This is a genomic window from Arthrobacter tecti (genome assembly GCF_054511355.1).
This window is the reverse complement of record NZ_JBTNCT010000014.1, coordinates 1-21,636: the sequence shown is the minus strand read 5'-3', so window position 1 is coordinate 21,636 and position 21,636 is coordinate 1. Positions and strand designations below refer to the sequence as shown.

The 21,636-nt window shown below is 61.6% G+C and carries 17 protein-coding genes; 8 read left to right on the top strand and 9 right to left on the bottom strand.

Annotated features, from left to right (window positions below; all coding sequences use genetic code 11):
• Positions 1 to 95 precede the first annotated feature (95 nt).
• The gene (locus ACX80C_RS14405) at positions 96 to 857 is read left to right on the top strand and encodes an isoprenyl transferase (RefSeq protein WP_459327143.1); all 762 of its coding nucleotides are present in this window, start codon (positions 96 to 98) and stop codon (positions 855 to 857) included.
• Positions 858 to 882: 25 nt separating this feature from the next.
• On the opposite strand, the gene ACX80C_RS14400 is transcribed toward ACX80C_RS14405, so the two are convergent.
• Positions 883 to 1,041, bottom strand: coding sequence for a hypothetical protein (locus ACX80C_RS14400; RefSeq protein ID WP_459327142.1), 159 nt, complete (start codon positions 1,039 to 1,041; stop codon positions 883 to 885).
• Positions 1,042 to 1,110: 69 nt separating this feature from the next.
• Here ACX80C_RS14400 and ACX80C_RS14395 point away from each other — a divergent pair, with 69 nt between their 5' ends.
• Positions 1,111 to 2,523 (top strand): PhoH family protein, encoded by a 1,413-nt coding sequence (locus ACX80C_RS14395; protein WP_459327141.1) that lies wholly within the window; start codon positions 1,111 to 1,113, stop codon positions 2,521 to 2,523.
• A gap of 1 nt (position 2,524) precedes the next feature.
• On the opposite strand, the gene ACX80C_RS14390 is transcribed toward ACX80C_RS14395, so the two are convergent.
• Entirely contained in the window at positions 2,525 to 3,268 is a 744-nt protein-coding gene (locus ACX80C_RS14390; RefSeq protein ID WP_459327140.1) for a hypothetical protein, read from the bottom strand.
• Between the two features lie 59 nt (positions 3,269 to 3,327).
• Between ACX80C_RS14390 and ACX80C_RS14385 the strand changes: the two genes are divergently transcribed.
• On the top strand, positions 3,328 to 3,831 hold the full coding sequence (locus ACX80C_RS14385) for a prepilin peptidase (RefSeq protein ID WP_459327139.1): 504 nt from the start codon (positions 3,328 to 3,330) through the stop codon (positions 3,829 to 3,831).
• A 5-nt stretch (positions 3,832 to 3,836) separates the two neighbouring features.
• Complete coding sequence (locus tag ACX80C_RS14380; protein ID WP_459327138.1) at positions 3,837 to 4,307, top strand: NUDIX hydrolase; 471 nt, start codon at positions 3,837 to 3,839, stop codon at positions 4,305 to 4,307.
• Positions 4,308 to 4,406: 99 nt separating this feature from the next.
• Here ACX80C_RS14380 and ACX80C_RS14375 read toward each other — a convergent pair whose 3' ends face one another.
• Together ACX80C_RS14375 and ACX80C_RS14370 are read right to left on the bottom strand one after the other, a co-directional pair.
• Positions 4,407 to 6,041, bottom strand: a complete 1,635-nt coding sequence (locus ACX80C_RS14375; RefSeq protein WP_459327137.1) for an MDR family MFS transporter — start codon at positions 6,039 to 6,041, stop codon at positions 4,407 to 4,409.
• Entirely contained in the window at positions 6,038 to 6,688 is a 651-nt protein-coding gene (locus ACX80C_RS14370; RefSeq protein WP_459327136.1) for a TetR/AcrR family transcriptional regulator, read from the bottom strand. Before ACX80C_RS14370 ends, ACX80C_RS14375 begins: the two co-directional genes overlap by 4 nt.
• 231 nt (positions 6,689 to 6,919) lie before the next feature.
• Between ACX80C_RS14370 and ACX80C_RS14365 the strand changes: the two genes are divergently transcribed.
• The gene (locus tag ACX80C_RS14365) at positions 6,920 to 12,385 is read left to right on the top strand and encodes a rhamnogalacturonan lyase family protein (RefSeq protein ID WP_459327135.1); all 5,466 of its coding nucleotides are present in this window, start codon (positions 6,920 to 6,922) and stop codon (positions 12,383 to 12,385) included.
• A gap of 129 nt (positions 12,386 to 12,514) precedes the next feature.
• On the opposite strand, the gene ACX80C_RS14360 is transcribed toward ACX80C_RS14365, so the two are convergent.
• The 3 genes from ACX80C_RS14360 to ACX80C_RS14350 all read right to left on the bottom strand — a co-directional run bounded on the left by ACX80C_RS14360 (position 12,515) and on the right by ACX80C_RS14350 (position 15,647).
• Positions 12,515 to 13,939: a class II fumarate hydratase gene (locus tag ACX80C_RS14360; RefSeq protein WP_459327134.1), complete on the bottom strand. Its 1,425-nt coding sequence runs from the start codon at positions 13,937 to 13,939 to the stop codon at positions 12,515 to 12,517.
• Between the two features lie 83 nt (positions 13,940 to 14,022).
• Complete coding sequence (locus tag ACX80C_RS14355; protein WP_459327133.1) at positions 14,023 to 14,424, bottom strand: hypothetical protein; 402 nt, start codon at positions 14,422 to 14,424, stop codon at positions 14,023 to 14,025.
• A 296-nt stretch (positions 14,425 to 14,720) separates the two neighbouring features.
• A complete protein-coding gene (locus ACX80C_RS14350; protein ID WP_459327132.1) occupies positions 14,721 to 15,647 on the bottom strand; it encodes a hypothetical protein in 927 nt (308 codons plus the stop codon).
• Between the two features lie 526 nt (positions 15,648 to 16,173).
• Here ACX80C_RS14350 and ACX80C_RS14345 point away from each other — a divergent pair.
• A complete protein-coding gene (locus tag ACX80C_RS14345) occupies positions 16,174 to 16,869 on the top strand; it encodes a lipid II:glycine glycyltransferase FemX (protein ID WP_459327131.1) in 696 nt (231 codons plus the stop codon).
• Positions 16,870 to 17,310: 441 nt separating this feature from the next.
• Positions 17,311 to 17,973 carry a polysaccharide deacetylase family protein gene (locus ACX80C_RS14340; protein WP_459327130.1) on the top strand — a complete coding sequence of 221 codons (663 nt, stop codon included), beginning with the start codon at positions 17,311 to 17,313 and terminating at the stop codon, positions 17,971 to 17,973.
• 919 nt (positions 17,974 to 18,892) lie between these two features.
• On the opposite strand, the gene ACX80C_RS14335 is transcribed toward ACX80C_RS14340, so the two are convergent.
• Both ACX80C_RS14335 and ACX80C_RS14330 read right to left on the bottom strand, forming a co-directional pair.
• Complete coding sequence (locus ACX80C_RS14335) at positions 18,893 to 19,276, bottom strand: hypothetical protein (RefSeq protein ID WP_459327129.1); 384 nt, start codon at positions 19,274 to 19,276, stop codon at positions 18,893 to 18,895.
• 158 nt (positions 19,277 to 19,434) lie between these two features.
• Entirely contained in the window at positions 19,435 to 20,598 is a 1,164-nt protein-coding gene (locus ACX80C_RS14330) for a hypothetical protein (protein ID WP_459327128.1), read from the bottom strand.
• A gap of 487 nt (positions 20,599 to 21,085) precedes the next feature.
• Here ACX80C_RS14330 and ACX80C_RS14325 point away from each other — a divergent pair, with 487 nt between their 5' ends.
• Positions 21,086 to 21,550, top strand: coding sequence for a trypsin-like serine protease (locus ACX80C_RS14325; RefSeq protein WP_459327216.1), 465 nt, complete (start codon positions 21,086 to 21,088; stop codon positions 21,548 to 21,550).
• Positions 21,551 to 21,636 lie beyond the last annotated feature (86 nt).

Below are 21,636 nucleotides of genomic sequence, written 5' to 3'. Positions count from 1 at the left end.
CGCTTCCCGATCAGGCACGGTCCGTGCCGGTACGGTAGGACAAGTATCAGGACCGCAGATTATCAAACAGGATCAAAGGACGGGTGGGCTGTGCCGTGAAGTTTCCGACGTTCGCCTACGACTTCTACGAACGTAAGCTCCAGCGCACACTGGCACCGGACCGCATTCCCCACCATGTCGGCGTCATGGTGGACGGCAACAGGCGCTGGGCAAAACTCGCGGGCGCCCCCACACAGCACGGACACCAGGCCGGCGCTGACAAGATTCTCGAATTCCTTGGCTGGTGCGAGGAACTCGGCATCGAGATGGTCACGCTGTACATGCTTTCCACCGACAACATGAACCGCTCACCGGATGAGATCGAGCAACTGCTCGACATCATCGGGAACACCCTGGACCGGCTCGGGGAGACCCGCAGGGTGCGGGTCCAGCCGGTGGGTGCTCTGGACCTGCTGCCGGAGCACCTGGCCACGAAGGTCACCGAACTTGCAGAACGTACCGCCTGCATCGAAGGGCTGCACGTCAACGTTGCTGTGGGTTATGGAGGGCGGCGGGAAATTGTCGACGCCGTCAAGGAACTCCTGCTGCACGCTGAGAAGGACGGATCATCCCTGCCCGAGGTCGCGGAGAGCCTCACGGTCGGCCAGATCTCCGAGTATCTCTACACCCGCGGGCAGCCCGACCCCGACCTGGTGATTCGGACCTCGGGTGAGCTGCGGCTCTCCGGCTTCCTGATGTGGCAGAGCGCGTACAGCGAATTCTACTTCTGTGAGGCGCTCTGGCCGGACTTCCGCCGCGTGGACTTCCTTCGCGCCCTGCGCGACTACGGCCGCCGCCAGCGGCGCTTCGGTTCCTGAAACCGGTTCGGACTTAACCCGAAGTTCACGCGACACGCCCGCCCGGGTGGGTGCCGCCGTCGTCGTAGTAGAGCGTATTGTCGGTTCCATCAGACGGCACCCGCCGACTGATCGGGGAGGCCACCAATGCAGACGACGTGCTCCACAGCACACGCGCTGAGTAGGGGAGGCCGCGTGCGGCCATCGGGCCGGCCCGCCTCACCAAAGCCCTAGGAATTCCCGGGCGTTTGGCGCCCGGGGAAGTGGAGTTGAAGTGGCCACATCTCGCACCACCCAGCGATCCGCAAGCGAAACGCCCAACAACAACAAGGCCCGCCAGGCAGCACAGGATGAACAGGTGCTCGCAGAGGCGGGCCTTTCTGTTGTGGAGAGCCTCGGCAGCCGCAGTTACGTGTTGGATACCTCCGTGTTGCTGTCGGATCCGCGCGCCATCACGCGCTTCGCCGAGCACGAGGTGATCCTGCCGATCGTGGTGATCACCGAGCTCGAAGGCAAACGCCATGATCCCGAACTGGGCTACTTCGCCCGCAAGGCGCTTCGACTGCTCGATGACCTGCGCGTGAAACATAACGGGTTGAATCAGGCAATACCGCTGGGAATCGAGGGGGGCACCCTGCGTGTCGAACTCAATCATGTATCCACCGAGGTTCTGCCAGTTGGTTTCCGCAGCGGTGACAATGACTCCCGTATCCTCGCGGTCGCCAAGAACCTTGCCGACGAGGGCCGGAACGTCACGGTGGTCTCCAAAGACCTGCCCATGAGGGTCAAAGCCTCCGCCATGGGCCTGCAGGCGGATGAGTACCGCAATGAGTTGGTGAAGGATTCCGGCTGGACCGGTGTCGCCGAGCTGGACACTGCGGACGACGACGTCGACACCCTCTACGCGCACGAGCCCGTCTTCCTGCCGGCCGCCGCTGAACTGCCGGCGAACACCGGCGTCATCCTCCACTCCGGCAAGGGATCGGCGCTGGGACGGGTAGGCGCCGACAAGCAGGTCCGGCTGGTGCGCGGGGACCGGGATGTGTTCGGTCTGCACGGACGCTCCGCGGAACAGCGGCTGGCGATCGACCTGCTGCTGGATCCGGAAGTGGGTATCGTCTCCCTCGGTGGCAGGGCGGGAACGGGGAAGTCGGCGCTGGCACTGTGCGCCGGACTGGAAGCGGTGCTGGAGCGGCAGGAGCACCGCAAGGTAGTGGTATTCCGTCCGTTGTACGCAGTCGGCGGCCAGGAGCTGGGCTACCTGCCCGGGAGCGAGTCCGAGAAGATGAACCCGTGGGCTCAGGCAGTCTTCGACACCCTCGGAGCGCTGGTCTCCCAGGAAGTCGTCGAGGAGGTGATGGACCGCGGCATGCTGGAGGTCCTGCCCCTGACTCACATCCGGGGGCGGTCGCTGCATGACTCATTCGTGATCGTTGACGAGGCGCAGTCGCTGGAGAAGAACGTCCTGCTGACTGTCATGAGCCGCATCGGGCAGAACTCGAAAATTGTCCTGACCCATGACGTGGCACAGCGGGACAACCTCCGCGTCGGGCGTCACGACGGCATTGCCGCCGTCGTCGAAACCCTCAAGGGGCATCCCCTGTTCGGCCACATCACACTCACCCGCTCGGAGCGCTCGCCGATCGCGGCGCTCGTGACCGAACTGCTCGAGGGAGCGGAGATCTAGCTCAGGAGACCTGCCACGGCATGTGCTCGCGGACATCGGTGAGCGTGGGCGGGGCGTCGATGAACAGATCATCGACCATGTACTCGTCCACGCCGCTGATGGCCAGCCGGTGTCCGCATCCGGCCAGCTCGCCGTCGAGCGCCGTGGTTGACACACAGATCGCGGTGGCAATGTCCACGACCACCCGCGTGTTACCCGTGCCGATCAATGGCCTGCCCGGGGTGAACGGCTGATAGGAAACGTTGGGGGTAACGGTGGCTGCCAGTGCCGCCCGTCCTTCGTAGGTCTCCTCGGCGACGTCCTCCAGCTCCACACGGTTCGCGAACGGCGTCTCGAAGGGCACCGGCGCAGCGCCGGCGAGTTCCACGGGGTCCAGCATGGCGGTCCAGCGGGGGTCGCCGAACGCCGGGTCGCCGTAGGCCGCCTGGGGACGGCGGTGCACGTAGCCGACGTCGTTATAGACCGGCGAGACCAGCCGGGGCGCCACCAGCCACGACTTCTTGCTCGCACTGACATAGAGAGCATCACGCGACTGTTCGTTGCCGGTGCTGCTGTGAAGCACAGCACCGTCGGCGGTCTCCACCCGGAGCGCGGCCGGACGTCGAATCCAGGCACGCAGGGGGTCCGATTCGCCGTCCTGTGTTACCCACGACACGGAAAACCGCACGGTGTCCCAGCGCCAGGGCGAGGACCGGCAGAGGGACCGGAAGATGCTCGCCGGGTTTGAGCTGCTCGTAGCCGACATATCCACAGTCTAGTCAGGGCCTCGCCTGTCCACCGGCTTTAGTCGGTTACCGTTGGCTCATGCTGGCACTGATGGGGGAGTACTGGGGTAGCGCACCTGTTGCGTTCTGGCTCTGCGCGGCGGCGCTGTCCCTGCTTGCCGTGGTGGGCGTCTGGCTCAGCGTCATCGACATCCTGACCCACCGTCTGCCGAACCGGATCATCTTCCCGTCCTATCCCGCCGCCGCAGTTCTCCTGGTTGCTGCAGCGGCGGCCGCACAGGACTGGAACAGGCTCGTATCCCTCGCGGGCGGGGCGGCCGCGCTGTGGGTCTTCTATTTTCTTCTGCGCCTGATTTATCCGGCTGGAATGGGCTTCGGGGATGTGAAACTGGCCGGGTTGCTCGGGCTTTATCTTGGCTTCGCCGGTTGGCCCAATCTGCTCTGGGGGACGTTCGCCGCGTTTCTGTTGGGTGGACTCTGGGGCGTTCTGCTCATCGTGAGCCGACGAGGAACCGCGAAATCCGCCATTCCTTTCGGGCCATTCATGATCGTCGGTGCGTCCCTGGTACTCGCACTAGGCTGAAGACCATGCCCACACCCGACTTCGTGCTGGCCCTCCGTGCCAAAATCGGCAATGACCCGCTCTGGCTTCCCGGCGCCGCCGCGGTGGTGTACGACGACGACGGCCGCGTCCTCCTCGGACGCCGCGCCGACAACGGTCAGTGGACGATCATCACCGGGATCATCGACCCGGGTGAACAACCGGCGAAGGCCATCGTGCGCGAGGTGATGGAGGAAACCGGGGTATCGGTCGAGGTGGAGCACCTGGTGGGCGTCGACGTCGTCGGGCCCGTGACGTTCCCGAACGGGGACGTGTCCACCTTCCTGAGCCTGGTCTTCCGGTGCCGCTATGTCTCAGGCGAAGCGCGGGTCAACGACGACGAATCGAGCGAGGTGCGCTGGTTCGACCTGCAGGACCTGCCGCCGCTGAACGACCTGCACCGGCACCATGCGCGGACAGCCCGGCGCTCGGACGGTGTGCCCTACTTCGTGCGGTAGCGGCCGCAACAGAAATCGAGTTGGCAGGACACACCGTGAATGACCGCTCATACACGGCGTGTCCTGCTTAGTCGATGTGGGGTTACGCGGTGTGGTTACTCAGCGCCGGGGCGTAGGCGGGGTGAGGTCGTTGCGCGCGGCGGCCAGTTCGCGTTCCATCCGCTCAGCTTCCTCGCCACCGACGGCCTCGCCACGGGCCACCATGCCGGAGGTTTCCGAGAGGGGGATTTCCTTCAGGGTGAGCGCGAGAATGAGGGCGATAACGAGGAACGGTACGAGGTACCAGAAGACCGGCGCAAGGGACTGTGCATAGGCTTCCACGACAGCGTTCCGCACCGGTTCCGGCAACTCCGCGAGGGCTGCCGGGCTTAGCGTCGAAGCGGTCTGGTCCGCCTGCTCGGCTGAGGCGCCGAAGCCGGCGAACGTCGTCGTCAGCGATTCGGTGAGGCGGCTCGTGAAGATCGCACCGAACACCGCGACGCCCAGGGACGCGCCTACCTCACGGAAGTAGTTGTTGGTGCTGGTGGCGGTACCGATCATGCTCGGCGATACCGCGTTCTGGACTACGAGCACGATGACCTGCATGATCAGGCCCAGCCCGGCACCGAAGATGAACAACTGGACGCAGATTACCCAGACCGGGGTGGCGGCCGTAAGGGTGGTCATCCAGAGCAGGGCAGCGATGGTGAAGAGTGTGCCGAGGATCGGGTAGAGCTTGTACTTGCCGGTGCGGGAGATCGCGATGCCGGAGTAGATGGAGGTGCCCATCAGGCCCACCATCATGGGCAGCATCAGCAGGCCCGAAGCCGCCGCTGTTGTCCCAGAGGACATCTGAAGGAACGTCGGCACGAAGGCCAGCGCCGCGAACATGCCAAGGCCCAGGGTGAAACCGATGGCGGTGCTGTTGATGAAGACCCTGTTGCGGAAGAGGCTGAGCGGGATGATGGGATCCGCTGCGCGCTTCTCTGCCATGACGAAGCCCACTGCAGCGAGCACCATACCGACGCCGAACGCCCAGGTCAGGGCGGAAGTCCAGCCGTGCTCCGAATCGGCACCGAAATCGGTGAAGAAGATGAGGCATGTGGTTGCGATCGAAAGCAGGAGCACTCCGGGCAGGTCGATGCGGTGCTGCGCCTTCTTGGCCGGGAGGGTCAGGGCGAACCACGCTATGAAGAAGGCTGCGATCCCTACCGGGATGTTGATGTAGAAGGCCCACTCCCACGTGAGGTGGTCCACGAAGTAGCCGCCGAGCAGCGGACCCGCGATGGCGGAGAGGCCGAAGATGCCTCCGAGGGGACCCATGTACCGGCCGCGCTGGTTGGCCGGAACAATATCGGCGATGATGGCCTGCGAGAGGATCATCAGGCCGCCGCCGCCGAGGCCCTGGATGGCGCGGAAGATCACGAAGCCCCAGAAGTCGGTGGCGAACGCGCACCCGACAGATGCCAGGGTGAACAGTGCGATGGCGAACAGGAACAGGTTGCGCCGTCCGAGAATATCGCCGAACTTCCCATAAATCGGCATCACTATGGTTGTGGCCAGCAGATACGCCGTGGTGATCCACGTTTGATGCTCCACGCCGCCGAGCTCGCCGACGATCGTCGGCATTGCCGTGGACACGATCGTCTGGTCAAGACTGGAGAGCAGCATGCCGGCAATCAGGGCGGAGAAGATGATCCAGATGCGGCGCTGCGTCAGCAGCAGCGGCCCGGAGGTCTCAGTACGCGAACTCATGGTTTTCCTTCGGAGGTGGCTGCGGGTCGGCTCTGCTCGCTGAACAGGTACCTGGCGGCGTCGATATTGGTGGTGAGGATCTCCCGGTAGCTTTGCGGGGATTCCGAGGTCAGGAACGTGTGCGTGGAGGTCCACGCGATGTGGCTCAGGATGTGCGTTGCCATCGAAGCGCGCGGATCGTCCGGCTCCATGCCTTCCCGGCGTGCGATCAGCGCGGCGAATTCCTTCTGCCGGACCGCGGATTCGCCGAAAAGTTTCGCCAGCAGTTCCGGCTCCTTCTGCATCACAGCGTGCAGTTGGGCGAATTCCTCGCGGGTCAGCGCGAGGCGCTCGCCGGCATTCGCCGTGTACTCCGTCAGGGCTTCGAGGAGACAAACGCGCCCCGCGCTCTCGAGGAACTCCGTGACGAGGTCTTCGGGGAAGTGGGCGTCCTCGTCATGACCGAGGATCGCATCTTCCTTGGAGGGGAAGTAGTTGAAGAAGGTGCGGCGCGAGATGCCCACGTGCTCACACAATTCCTCGACGGTGAACCCGGCAAGGCCACGTTCCGCGGTAAGCCGACGGGCGGTTGTGCAGATGGCCGAGCGCGTGGCGCGCCGTTTGCGTTCGCGCAGGCCGCCGTCGTCGTTATCTGCACTATTATCCATAAAGTGTATTTTTGCACTTTTATACGAAAAGTGCAAAATATCCTAGAAGGTGGACCGACAGCCCGGGAAACGCTTTCCACATTTGACGTAAAGCTCTTGTGTGTGACCGTTCTCACGTATAGGCTGGCGAAGGTCCAGCACTCATGAATCGTTTCATTAATGAACGGCAAAGATGCATGGACCCACGTACCACCGAGAAATTTCACTGTCGAAACAAGAAGGTGTGATGCCATGACCCTCCGCTTCCTGCGCCCGCAGCCGGTGCGCGCACTGATCGCGGGGACCGCAATACTCGGTCTCTGTACGGCGACGACGCCAGCCATTGCCGCCGAAGATCCAGCTTCCTGGTCCTTCGACTTCGGCACAACCGCCAGCCCGGTCGCTGAAGGGTGGACCGGTATTTCTGAGGTCAACCGATACTCGGAGGGGTCCGGATACGGGATTGTGCCCGTTGAGGGTGTCTCGCCTGTTTCCCGCAACCGCGCCTCGGATCCCGTTGATCCGCTGAACGACGATTTCGTGTTGGGCACTGCGTGGGGCTTCGCGGTTGACGTTCCGGACGGCACGTACAGTGTGCGGGTTCTCTCGGGCGACAAGCTGCCCGGCACCAGTACCACCAAAACCCGCGTAAGCCTGGAAGGGGTCGCCGCAGGAACTGTCCAGTCGCGCCAGTCCGTTTCCGAGCAGACCTGGCAGACAACGGTCGACGACGGCCAGCTCACCATCGACCTCAGCGGCGACGGAGCCGGCGCCTACGTCAATGGCGTGGTCGTGACGGAGGTTGAGCCGGAGCCGGAGCCGGAAGAACCGGTTTCCACGCTCGCCGCACCCCAGTCCGTGCGCATGTCCCACGTGACCTCCGAGGCGGTAACACTGCGTTGGAACCTGGTCACAGGAGCCACCGGTTACGTAGTAAGCCGCGCCGACACGGTCGATGGTCCGTACACCAGGGTTGCAGAAACCGCGGAGCGGGTTGTCTACCTGACTGACCCCGTGGACACGACGAAAGTCCACTACTACAAAGTGCAGGCACGTGGCGCAGACGGTCTTTCGCCGTCGTCGGCTGCTGCCGTCTCCAGCCTGAGCACCGAGGTCCCCGCGCTCCCGGAAAGTGATGTTCTTTCGCTCGACCTAGGCAATGGAGAAACCGCCCCCGGCGCGGTCCGGATCGATGAAACCACCGCATTCACGGCAGAGAACCGTGCGGGTTTCGTCGATGTGTCCCAGGTATCCGCCACAGACCGCGGTACGCAGGACGCCACGCGTTCAGACTTCGTCACGGTGGGGGATACCGAGCTGGTAATCGATCTGCCGAACGGCAATTACACGGCCAACCTGATTGCCGGTGATGCCGAGGGAGCAACCGACATCGCGATCACCGCAGAGCAAATGGCCAAGGTTCAGCAGACTGCCAAGCCTGCCGGTGAGTTTCTCGAAATGGCGTTCGACATTGCAGTGGTGGACGGCCAGCTCAACCTCGAATTCGCTGGCACCGCAGCGAACCTGAACTCGCTCGTGCTTACGCAGCAGACCCCGCTGGAGGCCGGTTCGCAGCCGACCGCCTGGATTACCGGTGACTCCACCGTCCAGACCTACACAGCCGGATTCGCGCCGCAGGCCGGCTGGGGTCAGATGATCGACCGTTTCCTCTCGGATGACGTGACGATCGAGAACAAGGCGATCGGCGGGCGCAGTTCGAAGAACTTCATCAGCCAGGGCCGCCTCGACGAGGTGCTGCTGGACATCCGTCCGGGCGACTACCTCTTTGTTCAGTTCGGCCACAATGACAACAGCTTCGGCGTTGACGACCGCTGGGCCGCTCCCGGGGACTACGCGGAGTACCTGCGCACCTTCATTGACGGAGCCACACAGCGCGGTGCAACCCCGGTCATCGTGACGCCGGTGTCCCGCAGGTCCTACAACGGCGAGACCGGGGAGGCGAATGTGTCCTTCCCTGAGTACGTCCAGGCAGCATCGGACATTGCTGCCGACACCGGCACGCCGCTGATAGACCTGTCCGCGTCGAGCCGCGCCCATCTGACGGACATCGGTCCCGAGGCAGCGAAGTCGGTCTTCCTGCATGTTCCGGCGGGTGTGTATCCCAACCGGCCGAACGGGACTGCTGACGACACGCACTTCCAGGAGTACGGCGCCATCCAGATGGCCCGCCTCGTTGCCGCTGATATCGCACAGTTGGACATCCCGCTCGCAGCCGAGGTTGAAGCTGCAGAGCCGCCCGCCGAAGTTCCGGCCGCACCCACGGGGCTGGTCGCGGGCAGCGTTTCGAACGCCGGCGCGCAGCTCACCTGGGATGCCGTCGAGGGAGCTGACATCTACAAGGTCTTCGCGAAGAAGGCCGACACCGGGGACGAAGCGTATGCTCTCGTCACCACCTCGACCGTCCCGCTCGCCAACGTCACCGGTTTGGAGGAGGGTGCTTCCTATGACCTGCGCGTAGCCGCGGTCAACGGACGTGGCGACTCGGCGCCGTCGAACCCGGTAAGAATCACCACCAAGGCACCGCTGTACAAGTTCGACCTGCAGCTCGCCGGAAACCCGGTGATGGACGGCTATACCGCCATCGACAACACGAGCCTCTACACACCCGAAATCGGGTATGGCTTCCTTTCCATCGATGGTCTTGGCGGGCGCGACCGTGGCACCGGATTTGACCCTGTGCCCACTGCACTCCAGCAGGACTTCCTGCTGCCCGACGCGAATGCGCACGAACTTGTCATCGATGTGCCGAACGGTTCCTACGCACTCAAGGCATACTACGGCGACCCGCTCGGAAGCGGACGGCTCGCGCTGCAGGCAGAAGGCAAGGACTACGGTTCTTCCAACGCCGGTCGCGGCACCATTGGCGACCGACTCCTGCAGCCGGTACTGGTGACAGATGGTCAGATCAACATCAAGGCCACGGGCTGGTTCAACGGACTCGAGATCACGCCGCTGTTGCTGGCACCGAACGAGCTCACGGCGGACGACGTCGTTATCGAGGGTGGTGACGTTGCGGTGTCACTTAGTTGGAAGGGAAACGACGACGCCGCGGGCTACCGTGTCTACCGCCAGTCGGCGGGAGCGACGGAAGCTGAAGCGCTCGGGGACGCGAACGGAACGTCCTTCGTCGATACAACAGCGGATATTGGGCTCGAGTACACCTACACGGTGGTTGCGCTGGACGCAGCCGGCGCAGAATCGGTCCCCTCGAACGCGCTGGAACTCACGACGGTGGACCCGGACGCGACGAAGGCACCGGTTCCCACGGGACTGGGTTTGGGTGAGGTGAACAAACACGATGTAACCCTTACCTGGCAGCCGTCGGAAGGCGCGCTCTTCTACCAGGTTTTCCGCGCCGACCCATCGGCGGACGGCTCAGTTGGTGAACTCGAACTTATCGGACGGGCGGAGGAACCCACGTATACGGACTCCACCGTGCTGACCACCGTCGAGTACGTCTATGCGGTGGCGGCAGTCAACGCCGGCGGCGTATCCCCGAAGTCGGAGACCGTCACCTCACCGGCGGTCACCACGCTGGTGCGGCAGGCCGAACGGCTTGACCGTTCGCCGGTTGCCGTGGCAGCCGAAGACGGCGTCTACATCGGTTGGCGCTTGCTCGGCCTGGATCCCGAGGAGATTGCGTTCCACGTCTACCGAAACGGCGAGCGGATCACACCCTCGCCGGTGACAGCGAGCACCAACCTGCTCGATGCCGACGGCACTGCCGATGCAACCTATCGCATCAGCACGGTCCTCAACGGAACCGAACGGTGGGCCACCGAGGAGTTCACGGTGTGGGACTCCCAGACCCTGGATATCCCGTTGGACAAGCCTGCCGATGCCTACACCAAGGACGGACAGCCCTACAGCTACCGTGCAAATGACGCATCGATCGGTGACCTCGACGGCGACGGCGAGTACGAGATCGTGCTCAAGTGGGATCCGACCAACTCGCAGGACAATTCCAAGGGAGGTTACACCGGCAACGTGTTCGTGGACGCCTACAAGCTGGACGGCACCCGCCTGTGGCGCATCGACCTCGGAAAGAACATCCGCGCCGGCGCCCACTACACCCAGTTCCAGGTCTATGACCTGGACGGGGACGGCAAGGCCGAAGTCACCATGAAGACTGCGGACGGAACCGTGGACGGAACCGGTGCAGTGATTGGAGATGCACGGGCGGATTACCGGAACTCAGGCGGCTATGTGCTCACCGGGCCGGAATTCCTCACGGTCTTCTCTGGTGCCACCGGTGCGGCGATCGACACGGCTGATTACATTCCGGCACGTGGGGATGTGGGCTCCTGGGGGGACGGGTACGGTAACCGCGTGGACCGGTTCCTGGCCGGCGTCGCCTACCTCGACGGCGAGAAGCCGAGCCTGGTCTTCAGCCGCGGCTACTACACCCGGACCGTAATCGCAGCTTACGATTTCGACGGCACGTCGCTCACCTCGCGATGGACCTTCGATTCCAACGAGTCCGGCGATGAGTACCGCGGCCAGGGTAACCACGGATTGTCGGTGGCGGATGTTGACGGGGATCAAAAGGACGAGATTGTCTTTGGCTCCATGACGATCGACGACGACGGGACGCCGCTCTACAACACGGGCCTCGGCCACGGTGACGCGCTGCATGTCTCGGACTTCGACCCGGCCCGCCCGGGACTTGAAGTGTTCGCTGCGCATGAGGACCTCGGTGCCTCCGGCGGCGCGGGTGCGACGTACCGTGACGCTGCGACCGGTGAGGTCATCTGGTCCATTCCGGCAACAAGGGATACCGGGCGGGCCGTCATGGGCGACATCGATCCGAGGCATGCAGGCTCGGAGGGGTGGGCCATCGGCGGCGACGCTGCGTGGAACTCACCCGTGGGCCAGCTGAAGTCGGCAACCGGTGAGCTGCTTTCCGAGCAGATTCCGGCGGCGAACTTCCTCACCTGGTGGGACGGTGACCTGCTTCGGGAGATCACCGATCACGACTGGACGGAGGCCACCCGCACTGGCGTGCCAACCATCTCAAAGTGGAACGCCGAGACCAGCACGGAGGAGGAAATCTACCGGGCAACGGGCACCCTGACGAACAACGACACCAAGGGGACCCCGGCACTGCAGGCAGATATGTTCGGTGACTGGCGCGAAGAAATTGTCACGCGCACTGATGATTCCACGGCCCTGCGCATCGCCACGACGGTGAATGTAACCGACCACCGGCTCCGCACGCTGCAGTCCGATCCGGTGTACCGTCTCGGCGTGGCATGGCAGAACACCGCTTACAACCAGCCGCCGCACACCTCCTACTTCCTGGGAGCAGGAATGGAACAGCCGGAGGCGCCGAGCATCGCCTATACGGGTGAGGAACCGGCGCCGGGCGAGCTTGTGAAGCCGTCCTTCGTTCCGGAACCGGCGGATAAGAAGGAGCTGACGAAGAAGAACCAGGTAAATCTCGGGCTCGGCAAGGAGAAGTTCACGCGCGGGGCGTCGGAAGTTGTCCTATCCAACCTGCCGGCAGGTCAGTGGTTTCACGTTTACCTCGGCGGGACCGCACTGGGTTGGCATCTGGCGAACGACGACGGCACAGTCACAGTGACGACGCCGGAGGACACCCGGCCTGGTGACAACCGGCTTGTTATCCACACCGCCGCAGGTGACCTGCACGGCTGGGACCGGTTGAAAGTGGTCGGGCCGCCGGTCAGGCGCTGACGGCAGCTGGAACACACAGAGCCCGGACGGTTGCGAACCGTCCGGGCTCTGCCATTCCCAGATCGAGTCAACAGAAATGGCTAGGAATTGAGCCGAAAGTAGGTCTTTCCTGCTGACTCGATTGAGCGTTTACTGCGGCGGACGCGTCATCGACAGGACGTCGAGCGCCTCATCGAGCTGCGCTTCGGTCAACTCGCCGCGATCAACGTAACCGAGCGCGACGACGGCCTCCCGGACCGTCAGTCCCTCCGCGACGGCCTTCTTCGCGATCTTCGCGGCGTTCTCGTAGCCGATGTATTTGTTCAGCGGAGTCACGATCGACGGCGATGCCTCGGCGAGGAAGCGCGCGCGCTCTTCGTTGGCGGTCAGGCCGTCGATCATCTTGTCGGCCATCACCCGGCTGGTGTTGGCGAGCAGCCGGATGGACTCGAGCAGGTTCGCTGCCATGACCGGAATGCCCACGTTCAGCTCGAACGCCCCGTTGGTGGAGGACAGCGCGATGGTGGTGTCGTTGCCGATAACCTGCGCTGCAACCATGATGGCCGCCTCGCAGATCACGGGGTTCACCTTGCCGGGCATGATGGAGGAGCCGGGCTGCAAGTCGGGAATGGCAATCTCGCCAAGGCCTGTGTTGGGCCCGGAGCCCATCCAGCGAAGGTCGTTGTTGATCTTCATGAACGAGTAAGCGATGTTGCGCAGCTGTCCAGAAGCCTCGATGAGGCCGTCACGGTTTGCCTGCGCCTCGAAGTGGTTGCGGGCCTCGGTCAGCGGCAGGCCGGTGTCTCCGGCTAGCAGTTCAATGACCCTGGCGGAGAAACCGGCCGGGGTGTTGATCCCCGTGCCAACGGCCGTCCCGCCGAGGGGAACTTCGGCGACGCGGGGGAGCGAGGCGTTGATGCGCTCAATGCCGTAGCGGACCTGTGCGGCGTACCCGCCGAATTCCTGGCCCAGGGTGACCGGTGTGGCGTCCATCAGGTGGGTGCGGCCGGACTTGACGACGCCCTTGAATTCCTCGGCCTTACGCTCCAGTGACGCGGCGAGGTACTCGAGCGCCGGGATCAACTCGTTGATCAGCGCGGAGGTAGCCGCGACGTGGACTGAGGTGGGGAAGACATCATTCGATGACTGCGAGGCGTTGACGTGGTCATTGGGGTGAACCACCTTGTCGCTGCCGCCGTCCTTGAGCGCCCGTGAGGCGAGTTCGGCGATGACCTCGTTGGTGTTCATGTTGGAGGACGTTCCGGAACCGGTCTGGAACACGTCGATCGGGAAATCGCCGTCGTACTGTCCGGTGGCCACCAGGTCAGCAGCGGTCTCGATGGCGCGTGCCAGCTCGGCATCGAGCACACCGAGTTCGGCGTTGGCGGTGGCTGCCGCCTTCTTGATCCGTGCGAGGGCCTCGATGTGGGCGCGCTCGAGCGTCTTGCCGGAGATGGGGAAGTTCTCCACGGCACGCTGTGTCTGGGCACGGTAGAGAGCGTTCGCGGGCACCCGCACCTCGCCCATGGTGTCGTGTTCGATGCGGTATTCGAGGTCCTGGGAATCAGTCGTCATGCGCCAATTCTCGTCTGTAGCCCTATTGCGCTACAAATTGCCGGCACATGCGCTCCAGCCCTAACCCGGCCAGAGGGAGAACGCTACGCCAGCTTCCCGGTGAACTGCTCCCGCGCCTTCAGCAGGACGTGTTCGTAGTCGGCTTCGTCGAACACAAAGTCGACTGCGTTCTCGATTCGGTCAGTGTCCTCATCGAGGGAGTCATCCCAGCCGATGCCCGACCAGTGGACGTTTCCGTCCGCGCGGCGAATGTCGGCGGTGACCCCACCGCAGCCTTCATCCCAGCAGCCAGGGCAGAACAGCAGCCAGCCCCGGTTCCAATACTGGTGCGGAAGACGCCCGAGAAGCCGGTCAATCTGTTCGACTGCAAGATCCGGCCGAGCTGGGGTGAGGAGGGAAACTTCCTCCGGTGCCCAATCTGTGCCTTCCCATTCTTGAATCCAGGTACGCAGCGACTTGCCGTCGATAACGAAGTCAAGGTGCACCTCGACGGTCTCCTCGGCACGCCGAAAAAACAGCAGCCGCCTCTTCCAGTGATCCCCGGAACGCGACGCTCTGCCAGGGTCAGGACATTGATCATGCCGCCCTTCTGCCCGCTTCGTTGCTGAAAATACGTCCAACCTTGATACGCAGAGGTGCCAGTAGAAGTGGTCCAATGGCGAAACGTGGAAGAGCGGGACTCATTGGTACGCCTCACCCAATTGTCGTGCGTGTGTGCGGAAGTGCCCCCTGGCTCCAGAGATCTTAGACTGAAAGTCAGGTAAAGGGCGCGCCGAAAGCCTTACTGCCCGTCGCAGAACCATCGCCTCATCTCGTCCCTGTTGAAGACAGTTCTGCGGTCACCGTTGACTCGGACCCAAGGAATGAAGACGCGCGTTTGCGTCTCTCTGATCCCAAACCAACCATCCTTAACCTCAGCAGTTACCTGAGGTGATCGTCCAGCGAGATCACCACCTTCTTTGTGAATAACCTCCACCAATCTGTCCGAGGCGTCACTGACTAGCTCATTCAGTTCGTTCAAGGCGCGCATCAGTACGCCCGCATGCTGAGCTGCTCTGAGCGGAGTGCCTGCTATGGTCTGTCCCTGTGGCATCCAGATCCGCCCGTCGATCTCCAAGAGCGTCGTGATGCCCGCGGCGCGGAGCGCTGATTGATCCGCCTCATCCACCTGGTGGGCCAGCTTGGCCAAGCCCTGCGCTGGCTGGAATATTCCTGCGGATGGCCAGTTTCGGACGCACGTCTCCGCCAACGCCCTCTTCGTCCACGCACCGTGGGGAAACACACCGATAAGGTATGCGTCGACCGGCTGAAACACAGCGAATAGGAGATGGCCAGTGCGGCGAGCGAAGCCCCCCGACTCCAGCTCGAGCGAGAGGTGCAGATGGTGAACGTCCCACTCGGCGAGCAATCGATCCAGATCCCGTCTTGTCGCTCGTCGGTTTCTGACCTCCTTCGGAGTGCGCACGACAGCTACACCCCGGCTCAACTGGGGCGTGAGGTCATTCCCTGCCACAATTCTGCTCGCAAGCTCGTCGACGACACCCTTGTGGTTTGCATAGCCGGCAGACGCTACCAACTCGGGCGCCACATGTACGCGACGAGGTACTGCTTCAACGAACCGACCACGCCAATTAAGGTAGACAATCAGAAGGTCTGCCATGCCCATCGCCGCCAGTTCACCGCTGGCACAGGGCGGCAGCTTGCTCAATAGCTCGCTGTGAATCAGCTTCTCAAGATCACCTACGACATCGCGCCGGTCTTGTCCTCGACCATCTCGCCATTATCCAACACTAGTCCGCATCGCCCGCGCGAACTCTCAACCCCTCAAGACCAAATAACATCACCCGAGCCGGGCAGACCTTCGGCGTCCGACCATTATAGTGGCGGCAATAAAGCTCGACTAAACGACTAAACGCCGCCTTGCGTAGTTTAAAGAGACCATGCAAGGTCTCCCGCCGGCTCTCCTAGGGTCGCGTCCAGACGACTGTTATGTTTTCCTGCGTCGATCTTGTGGTACTCCTTCGTCTTGAAGAGTTCCTGTCTCTCATCTTCATCAGTTATCTTCATGTGACTTACCTCTCAAGAAGACTTCCGGAACTCGCTGAGCGGCAGGTAATCCGTTTCCTCTTACCGTTCACTTCTGCCGTCGCTCTGGCGGTGGTCCCTTCGCCTCCCTTGGGGTTCCTCATGTTCTTTGCTGCGCCTGAAACCGCTGCTGGTAAAGCTTCACTGCGTTGGACGATGTTCGTTACGACCATCGCTTGTTCCTCCCTGTTGATGGTCGATGTCGGCCCTGCCGCGGCGGAGATGCGGACACAGAGAGCATCGAAGATAGTTTCTCCGCCAAGACCCGCTCCCACATCCGCGCTGCACGCCGCCAGGGAGCCACCACGTCGAAAGTGGCATCCACCGACGAGAACTGTCGCCTGTTCTACCGGCTGCTGGCGGAAACCGCAGCCGGCCAGTTCCAAATCAGAAGCGAAGAGTACTACCGCGCGTTCTGGCAGGACCACCAAAGCGTTGGATCCGGTCAAATGTTCTTCGCCTACTCCGGAGACCGGGTGGTTGCGGCGGTCTTCGTGCTATTGCTGGGCAGAAAAGCCAGCCGGAAGGACGCCGCCAGCGTACGCGAACGGCCGGTACGCGGCGCCAGCGCCCTACTTGAGATCGAAGTGATCACCTGGCTGAAGCAGCAAAACGCGACCGAATATGATCTCTGCGGAACACCACCGGCCGCAGAAGCGGACGATCGATCCCACGCACTATACGGCGTCGGAGCATTCATGAGAGGCTTCCAACCCGCCATCACCGACTACGTGGGAACCTGGGACTACCCCATCCAACCCGCACGCTACGCCCTGTGGACCCGGGCAGCAGAACGCATCACTCTTGGCCTGCACCGACGTCGCACCGGAGAGAACTACTACTAACTCCCTTGAGCCGGCTAGATGATGTGCTGATTCCTTGACCTACAACCCCGCACCTTGCGGCGGCGACCAGCATTTTTCGCTATCAGTCAGCACCACTCTGGTGCGTGCTGAATATGTGAAACACGACCCAAAGCAGCGATTACCACGACCAGCCGCGGCCATCGAACAACGCGGATATATCGTTCACTATGGCGCGAGCACCCGAGGAGGCGAATTGTGACTGAAGGTCAACCATCCAACCCATCCCCGTTGTCGCGCCCGTTCCCAGGTTCCATTGTTACCCGCCGGACCGCTCTGGCCGCCACCATCGCTTCCGCGTCCGTATGGCTTACCGGGTGCACCACACGACCAGAATCAGCCTCCTCACCCGCTGCCCCGACCCCACCGCTGAAGCCATCGAGCATGCCACCGCCCGTAACACCGATGCCCACCCCAACGCCAATGCCGGCCCCTTTGTCGTTGTCGCCCGTGCCGGGAAACGCGCGGATACCGGTACCGGAGGGAGTCATCACGGGTTTACCCGGAACGGGTAACCTACTGGCTTGGACGGTCGATGATGGCACTGATTCCTCAGTCGTCGCCGCCTACGCGGACTTCGCGGCCGATACAGGAACCCGGCTGACGTTGTTCGCAACCGGGTCATATCCTGCGTGGACGGCAAACGCGGACGCACTCAAACCCCTCGTCACCAGCGGACAAATTCAGCTCGGCAACCACACCTGGACTCACCCCGATCTCACATCGCTAACCTTTCAAGGCATCGTCGATGAGCTGCAACGCACCCACGACCTAATCGGCGAGCTGTACGGCGTAGACGCACGCCCCTACTTCCGCCCACCATACGGGTACTACAGCTCGCTCGTGCTCGAAGCCGCCGCCTCGATCGGTTACACCAGCCCCACCCTTTGGTACGGATCACTGGCTGACTCGGCACTTCTTACGGAGCAGCAGATCATCGACAATGCCAGACAATGGTTTCAGCCTCAACACATCATCATCGGCCACCTCAACTTCGATCCAGTCACCCGCGTCTACACAGAGCTGCTAGCCATGCTCCAGGAACGCGCACTGGCCACCGTGACCCTCAACGACGTCTTCTCTTAGCAACCACCACCCATAGTCGCCGTCCGGACAAGGCTGCCGGCGGACTCGGGCATTAGGCGGAAAAGCGGACCCCGCTGGCGTTCAGACGATCTTGCCGAGACTTACGCGTTGATCACGTCCCCAGCATCGGCAAATACCCTCAGACGAACATTACGGCAACAGTAACCAGCGTGCGCGAAGGGCTGTTCGGAAAAGAGATTCTTCCGGTCATTGGCTTCGCGCCGCTCAGCGAACTCCCGCCTGTTTGGCGCGAAGCTTCACTCTCGTAGCCGTCGGATTCAGGAACCACCAACACCTCTGACAGTGACTTGGGACCTCCCGGCCGCTGCCAGGGACGCTTCGGCCCAAGAACTCCGCCCTGACTTTAACGCCCGCCTACGGGCTCGGGCCGGGCATTGGCCATAATGATCTTGGCGCTACATTGAGTTCGACGAAGCCAACACGATCTGGCCCTAACCACCGGACTCTGCACAGCGATCGCAGTGCTGCTCATCGCCCTAGCTGTATCCACACGACTTCCGGCAAGCAACAACAATCCAAACGCCCGCCAACAGAACTACGCCGAGGGCAGTTGCTGCCCCGCAAGACCAAACCCAAGTGACACTGCTGCCGCGGCCGCCACCTCATCCCATTCGGCGACTCCCAACTGACACTGCCGGTAGCGCCGTTGGATACAAACGACTCCGGACAAACGAATGAACCGGCCGCGGATACCGCAACCCGCACAACTACCGATCGCGTATTCTGTTGACCAGTGCCTCCCGGACGGCGGCATGACACTCACCTCAGCAGGCCGTTTCCCCACGAACCACGAAGAGCCAACAAAGGTGACCGACCCTCGTCTGGGTCGGCCACCTTCACCCTAGCCGAGCGGTTCTCAGCTTCGGCCACTGAGACCATTCATGATTTGCAGGACAGCTCAAAAGCAAGACCCGTTCGTCATGAGTAGCGTTGTGGTTGTTTTGCTCAGAAAGTCAGAACGACCATCTGTGTAGCGCACTTCAAGCGAGGACGCCGTTCCTTCTGTGATGTCCGGATTGATTGACACTGCGGCGACGATGTTCACTGACGCGCCAGGCTCGAGTACAAAGTCCTTCGGTTCGACGGCTTTAGCCCAGTGCGCTTGTATCTGCTGGTCTTCGGCTTCAGTTGAAATAACGCCGAACGAGAATCGGTCGTCTTCGGTGAGTGGAACTACGTAGGTATCCTCGAGCACGAGGTCGTTGGGATCCGTTAACCCGATCTGCTGAATCGTGACAGGCGCGTCACCCTCGTTCCGTACGACTTCACCGACTGCCCTCATTCCTTCGCCCTCTGGAGCTGGGATGAAGCACAGTTCGTTAGACCCGCTCCCCGTGCTCAGGGGGCCATCTAGAATGGGTGGGGTACACCCCGCTAGCGCTGATGTAACGGCAATTGCAAACACCAAACGGTAGGTGTAGCGCGGCCGTTGCCTTAGTGTCATCCCTTTGCTACGAGAAAGCGTGGCGTGTCAGCTGGGTAGCCGTGACTGCCGCACAGCTGCCTGGAGGACCTGAAGTCGAAGAATGCTCTAGCCTTCCCGGTGTATCCCGTCTGTGAGCTCAGTTGAACACCGACCGTCGAACCCAAAGTCACTCCGTTGGACCAGGTGATCGAGCTTGAGGTTTCCTTGGTGAACTTCGTTCCACTTGCGTGTGGGCGGCAATAGTTTGCACTAGGAAATGGCTGGTTGACTACACGGGATCCACCAGCAAATGCAATTGGCTTTATGGTGTATTTGAAGTTGTAATTCCCGCGTTGAACGGTATGGCAGTACGATTGGAATTTGGCATATACGAAGCTTGACTCGAATCGCTTCGCGGTGTTTGAACCTTGTTGCGGAAAGTCAATCGTGGCCGACGATGTTATCGAATTAGTCCCACCGCTGGAATACGATCCAGCCTTACCGCTAGCGGAAACGGCTATACCTAGTGAGGAGGTTGCTCCGTGAGAATACTGAAAGTCCGAAATCACATTCGTGGTGTTGACGAATGATTGTCCCACGGTGACCCAAGTCGGTGAGTAAGTAACCAATTTCTTTGAGTAGCAGGCCTTGTTTTTGAAGTCCGCTACCGCGGAAGCGCCAGTTGACTCAGTGTCTCGAGTCTTGCCGGTACTCATCGGAGCGAGTTTGACATGCACCGTCTCGGTTGCAGGTTCAGCAGTAGCGCCTTCATCAGTTTGTGTCTGACTGGAAGTTGTACCGGCTCTGAGTGGTGTAGGTGTCGGCTCCACAGGTAGCGTATGACCGCCCCCGCCACCGGTGTCATATCCGCTGCCGCTGTTAGTCGTACCAGTCAGAACAAAGCTACCGGTTGAGGTTTGGGATAGAGTCCGGTCGAAATGGTAGACGTATGAGGCTTCAGCTTGATCTGAGCTGATCTCGAAATCCACTTGGTCCGTGGAAGAGGCGATAGGTTCGACCACGGCGGGGTCTTCAACCCGCAAATCAAAACTACCGTCGGTTCGTGTATAGGCTTTCGCAACGGGCAACAGTTTGACTGACTCTTCCACCTGCATGGCACTGAGGATATCGCTGCTGGGCCAGCCGTAAAGAACGACCAATTCACCAGCCCCAACCGTTGCTCCGGTTTCGTCGGTCATGACTCTGAAGCAACCGGTGGTGAACTAAGCTGGCTTGAATCAGTTATCTCTGCCAGGGGCTCTGCTTCCCCAGTTGCTAATGCCGGCAGGCCGCTTGCCGATAAACAAGCAGTTGTGGCTAAGGCCAAAAAAACGCGAATTCTGGTAGAACGCATTGATGGTCTCCGAAAGGTTCAGTCCATAGGAACGCAGATGGCATAGACTCATCAATAGCCTAGGTCTTCCATCTCACAGTCCCCACCTCTGATGAGATGTAGGTGAAGTAGAACACGCCTGAATCGAAGTAGTCAATAGCTGCAGAACGAAATTTTTCACTTTTCAAATCGTCCCGTCACAAGCGGGATGGTGGTCAGAAAAAGTAACTTAGCTTACCTTTTTATGAAGGAGTGCATTGAGAAGGATCCCGCAAGCATTATTCCGATTCTTCGCTGTGTTCGTAGTCTTCTCGTGTCTGTCGGTTTTCCTTTCTTCCTGCGCCGCGCCTTCAATGCCAGCCGGTTCGCGGGTGGCCCTAATTAACCGTTCTGCGCCGACGGATGATCTATTCAGCGCTCAGTTCTGTGGTGGTGTGCTCATCGCACCGGACCTTGTTGCCACAGTCACCCACTGCGTAGCTACCTTGAACACCCAGATCGTCGACGTGGTGATAGGTGCCGACAACCTCTGCAACACGGCAACGGTGCAGGGCGAACGGCTCCAAGTTGCGGAGATCATCACCGCGGAACCACCGAACGAGCAACTTTCCCTGCTTCGTCTCACAAGTGACGCAAAGGATCAGGCACTGGATTTGGCTTCTAGGTCCATGGAAAGCGGGAGGGAAGTTGTAGCTCTGGGTTGGGGGCAACAAACGGACGGAGGGGTGCCGCCGTGCAGGGTCAAGCAACTACCGCTCGAAACAGTCGATATGGCTCGCTGTACTGATTATGTGGTCAAGTCCCGTGGAGTGGTGTAGCCGTTCTGTGGCTTTTCGAGGTTGTTGAGGTTTAGAAGTTGTGGTTCTCGGATGGTGTGGCGGGTTCGGGTTCCTCCTCTCGTGCG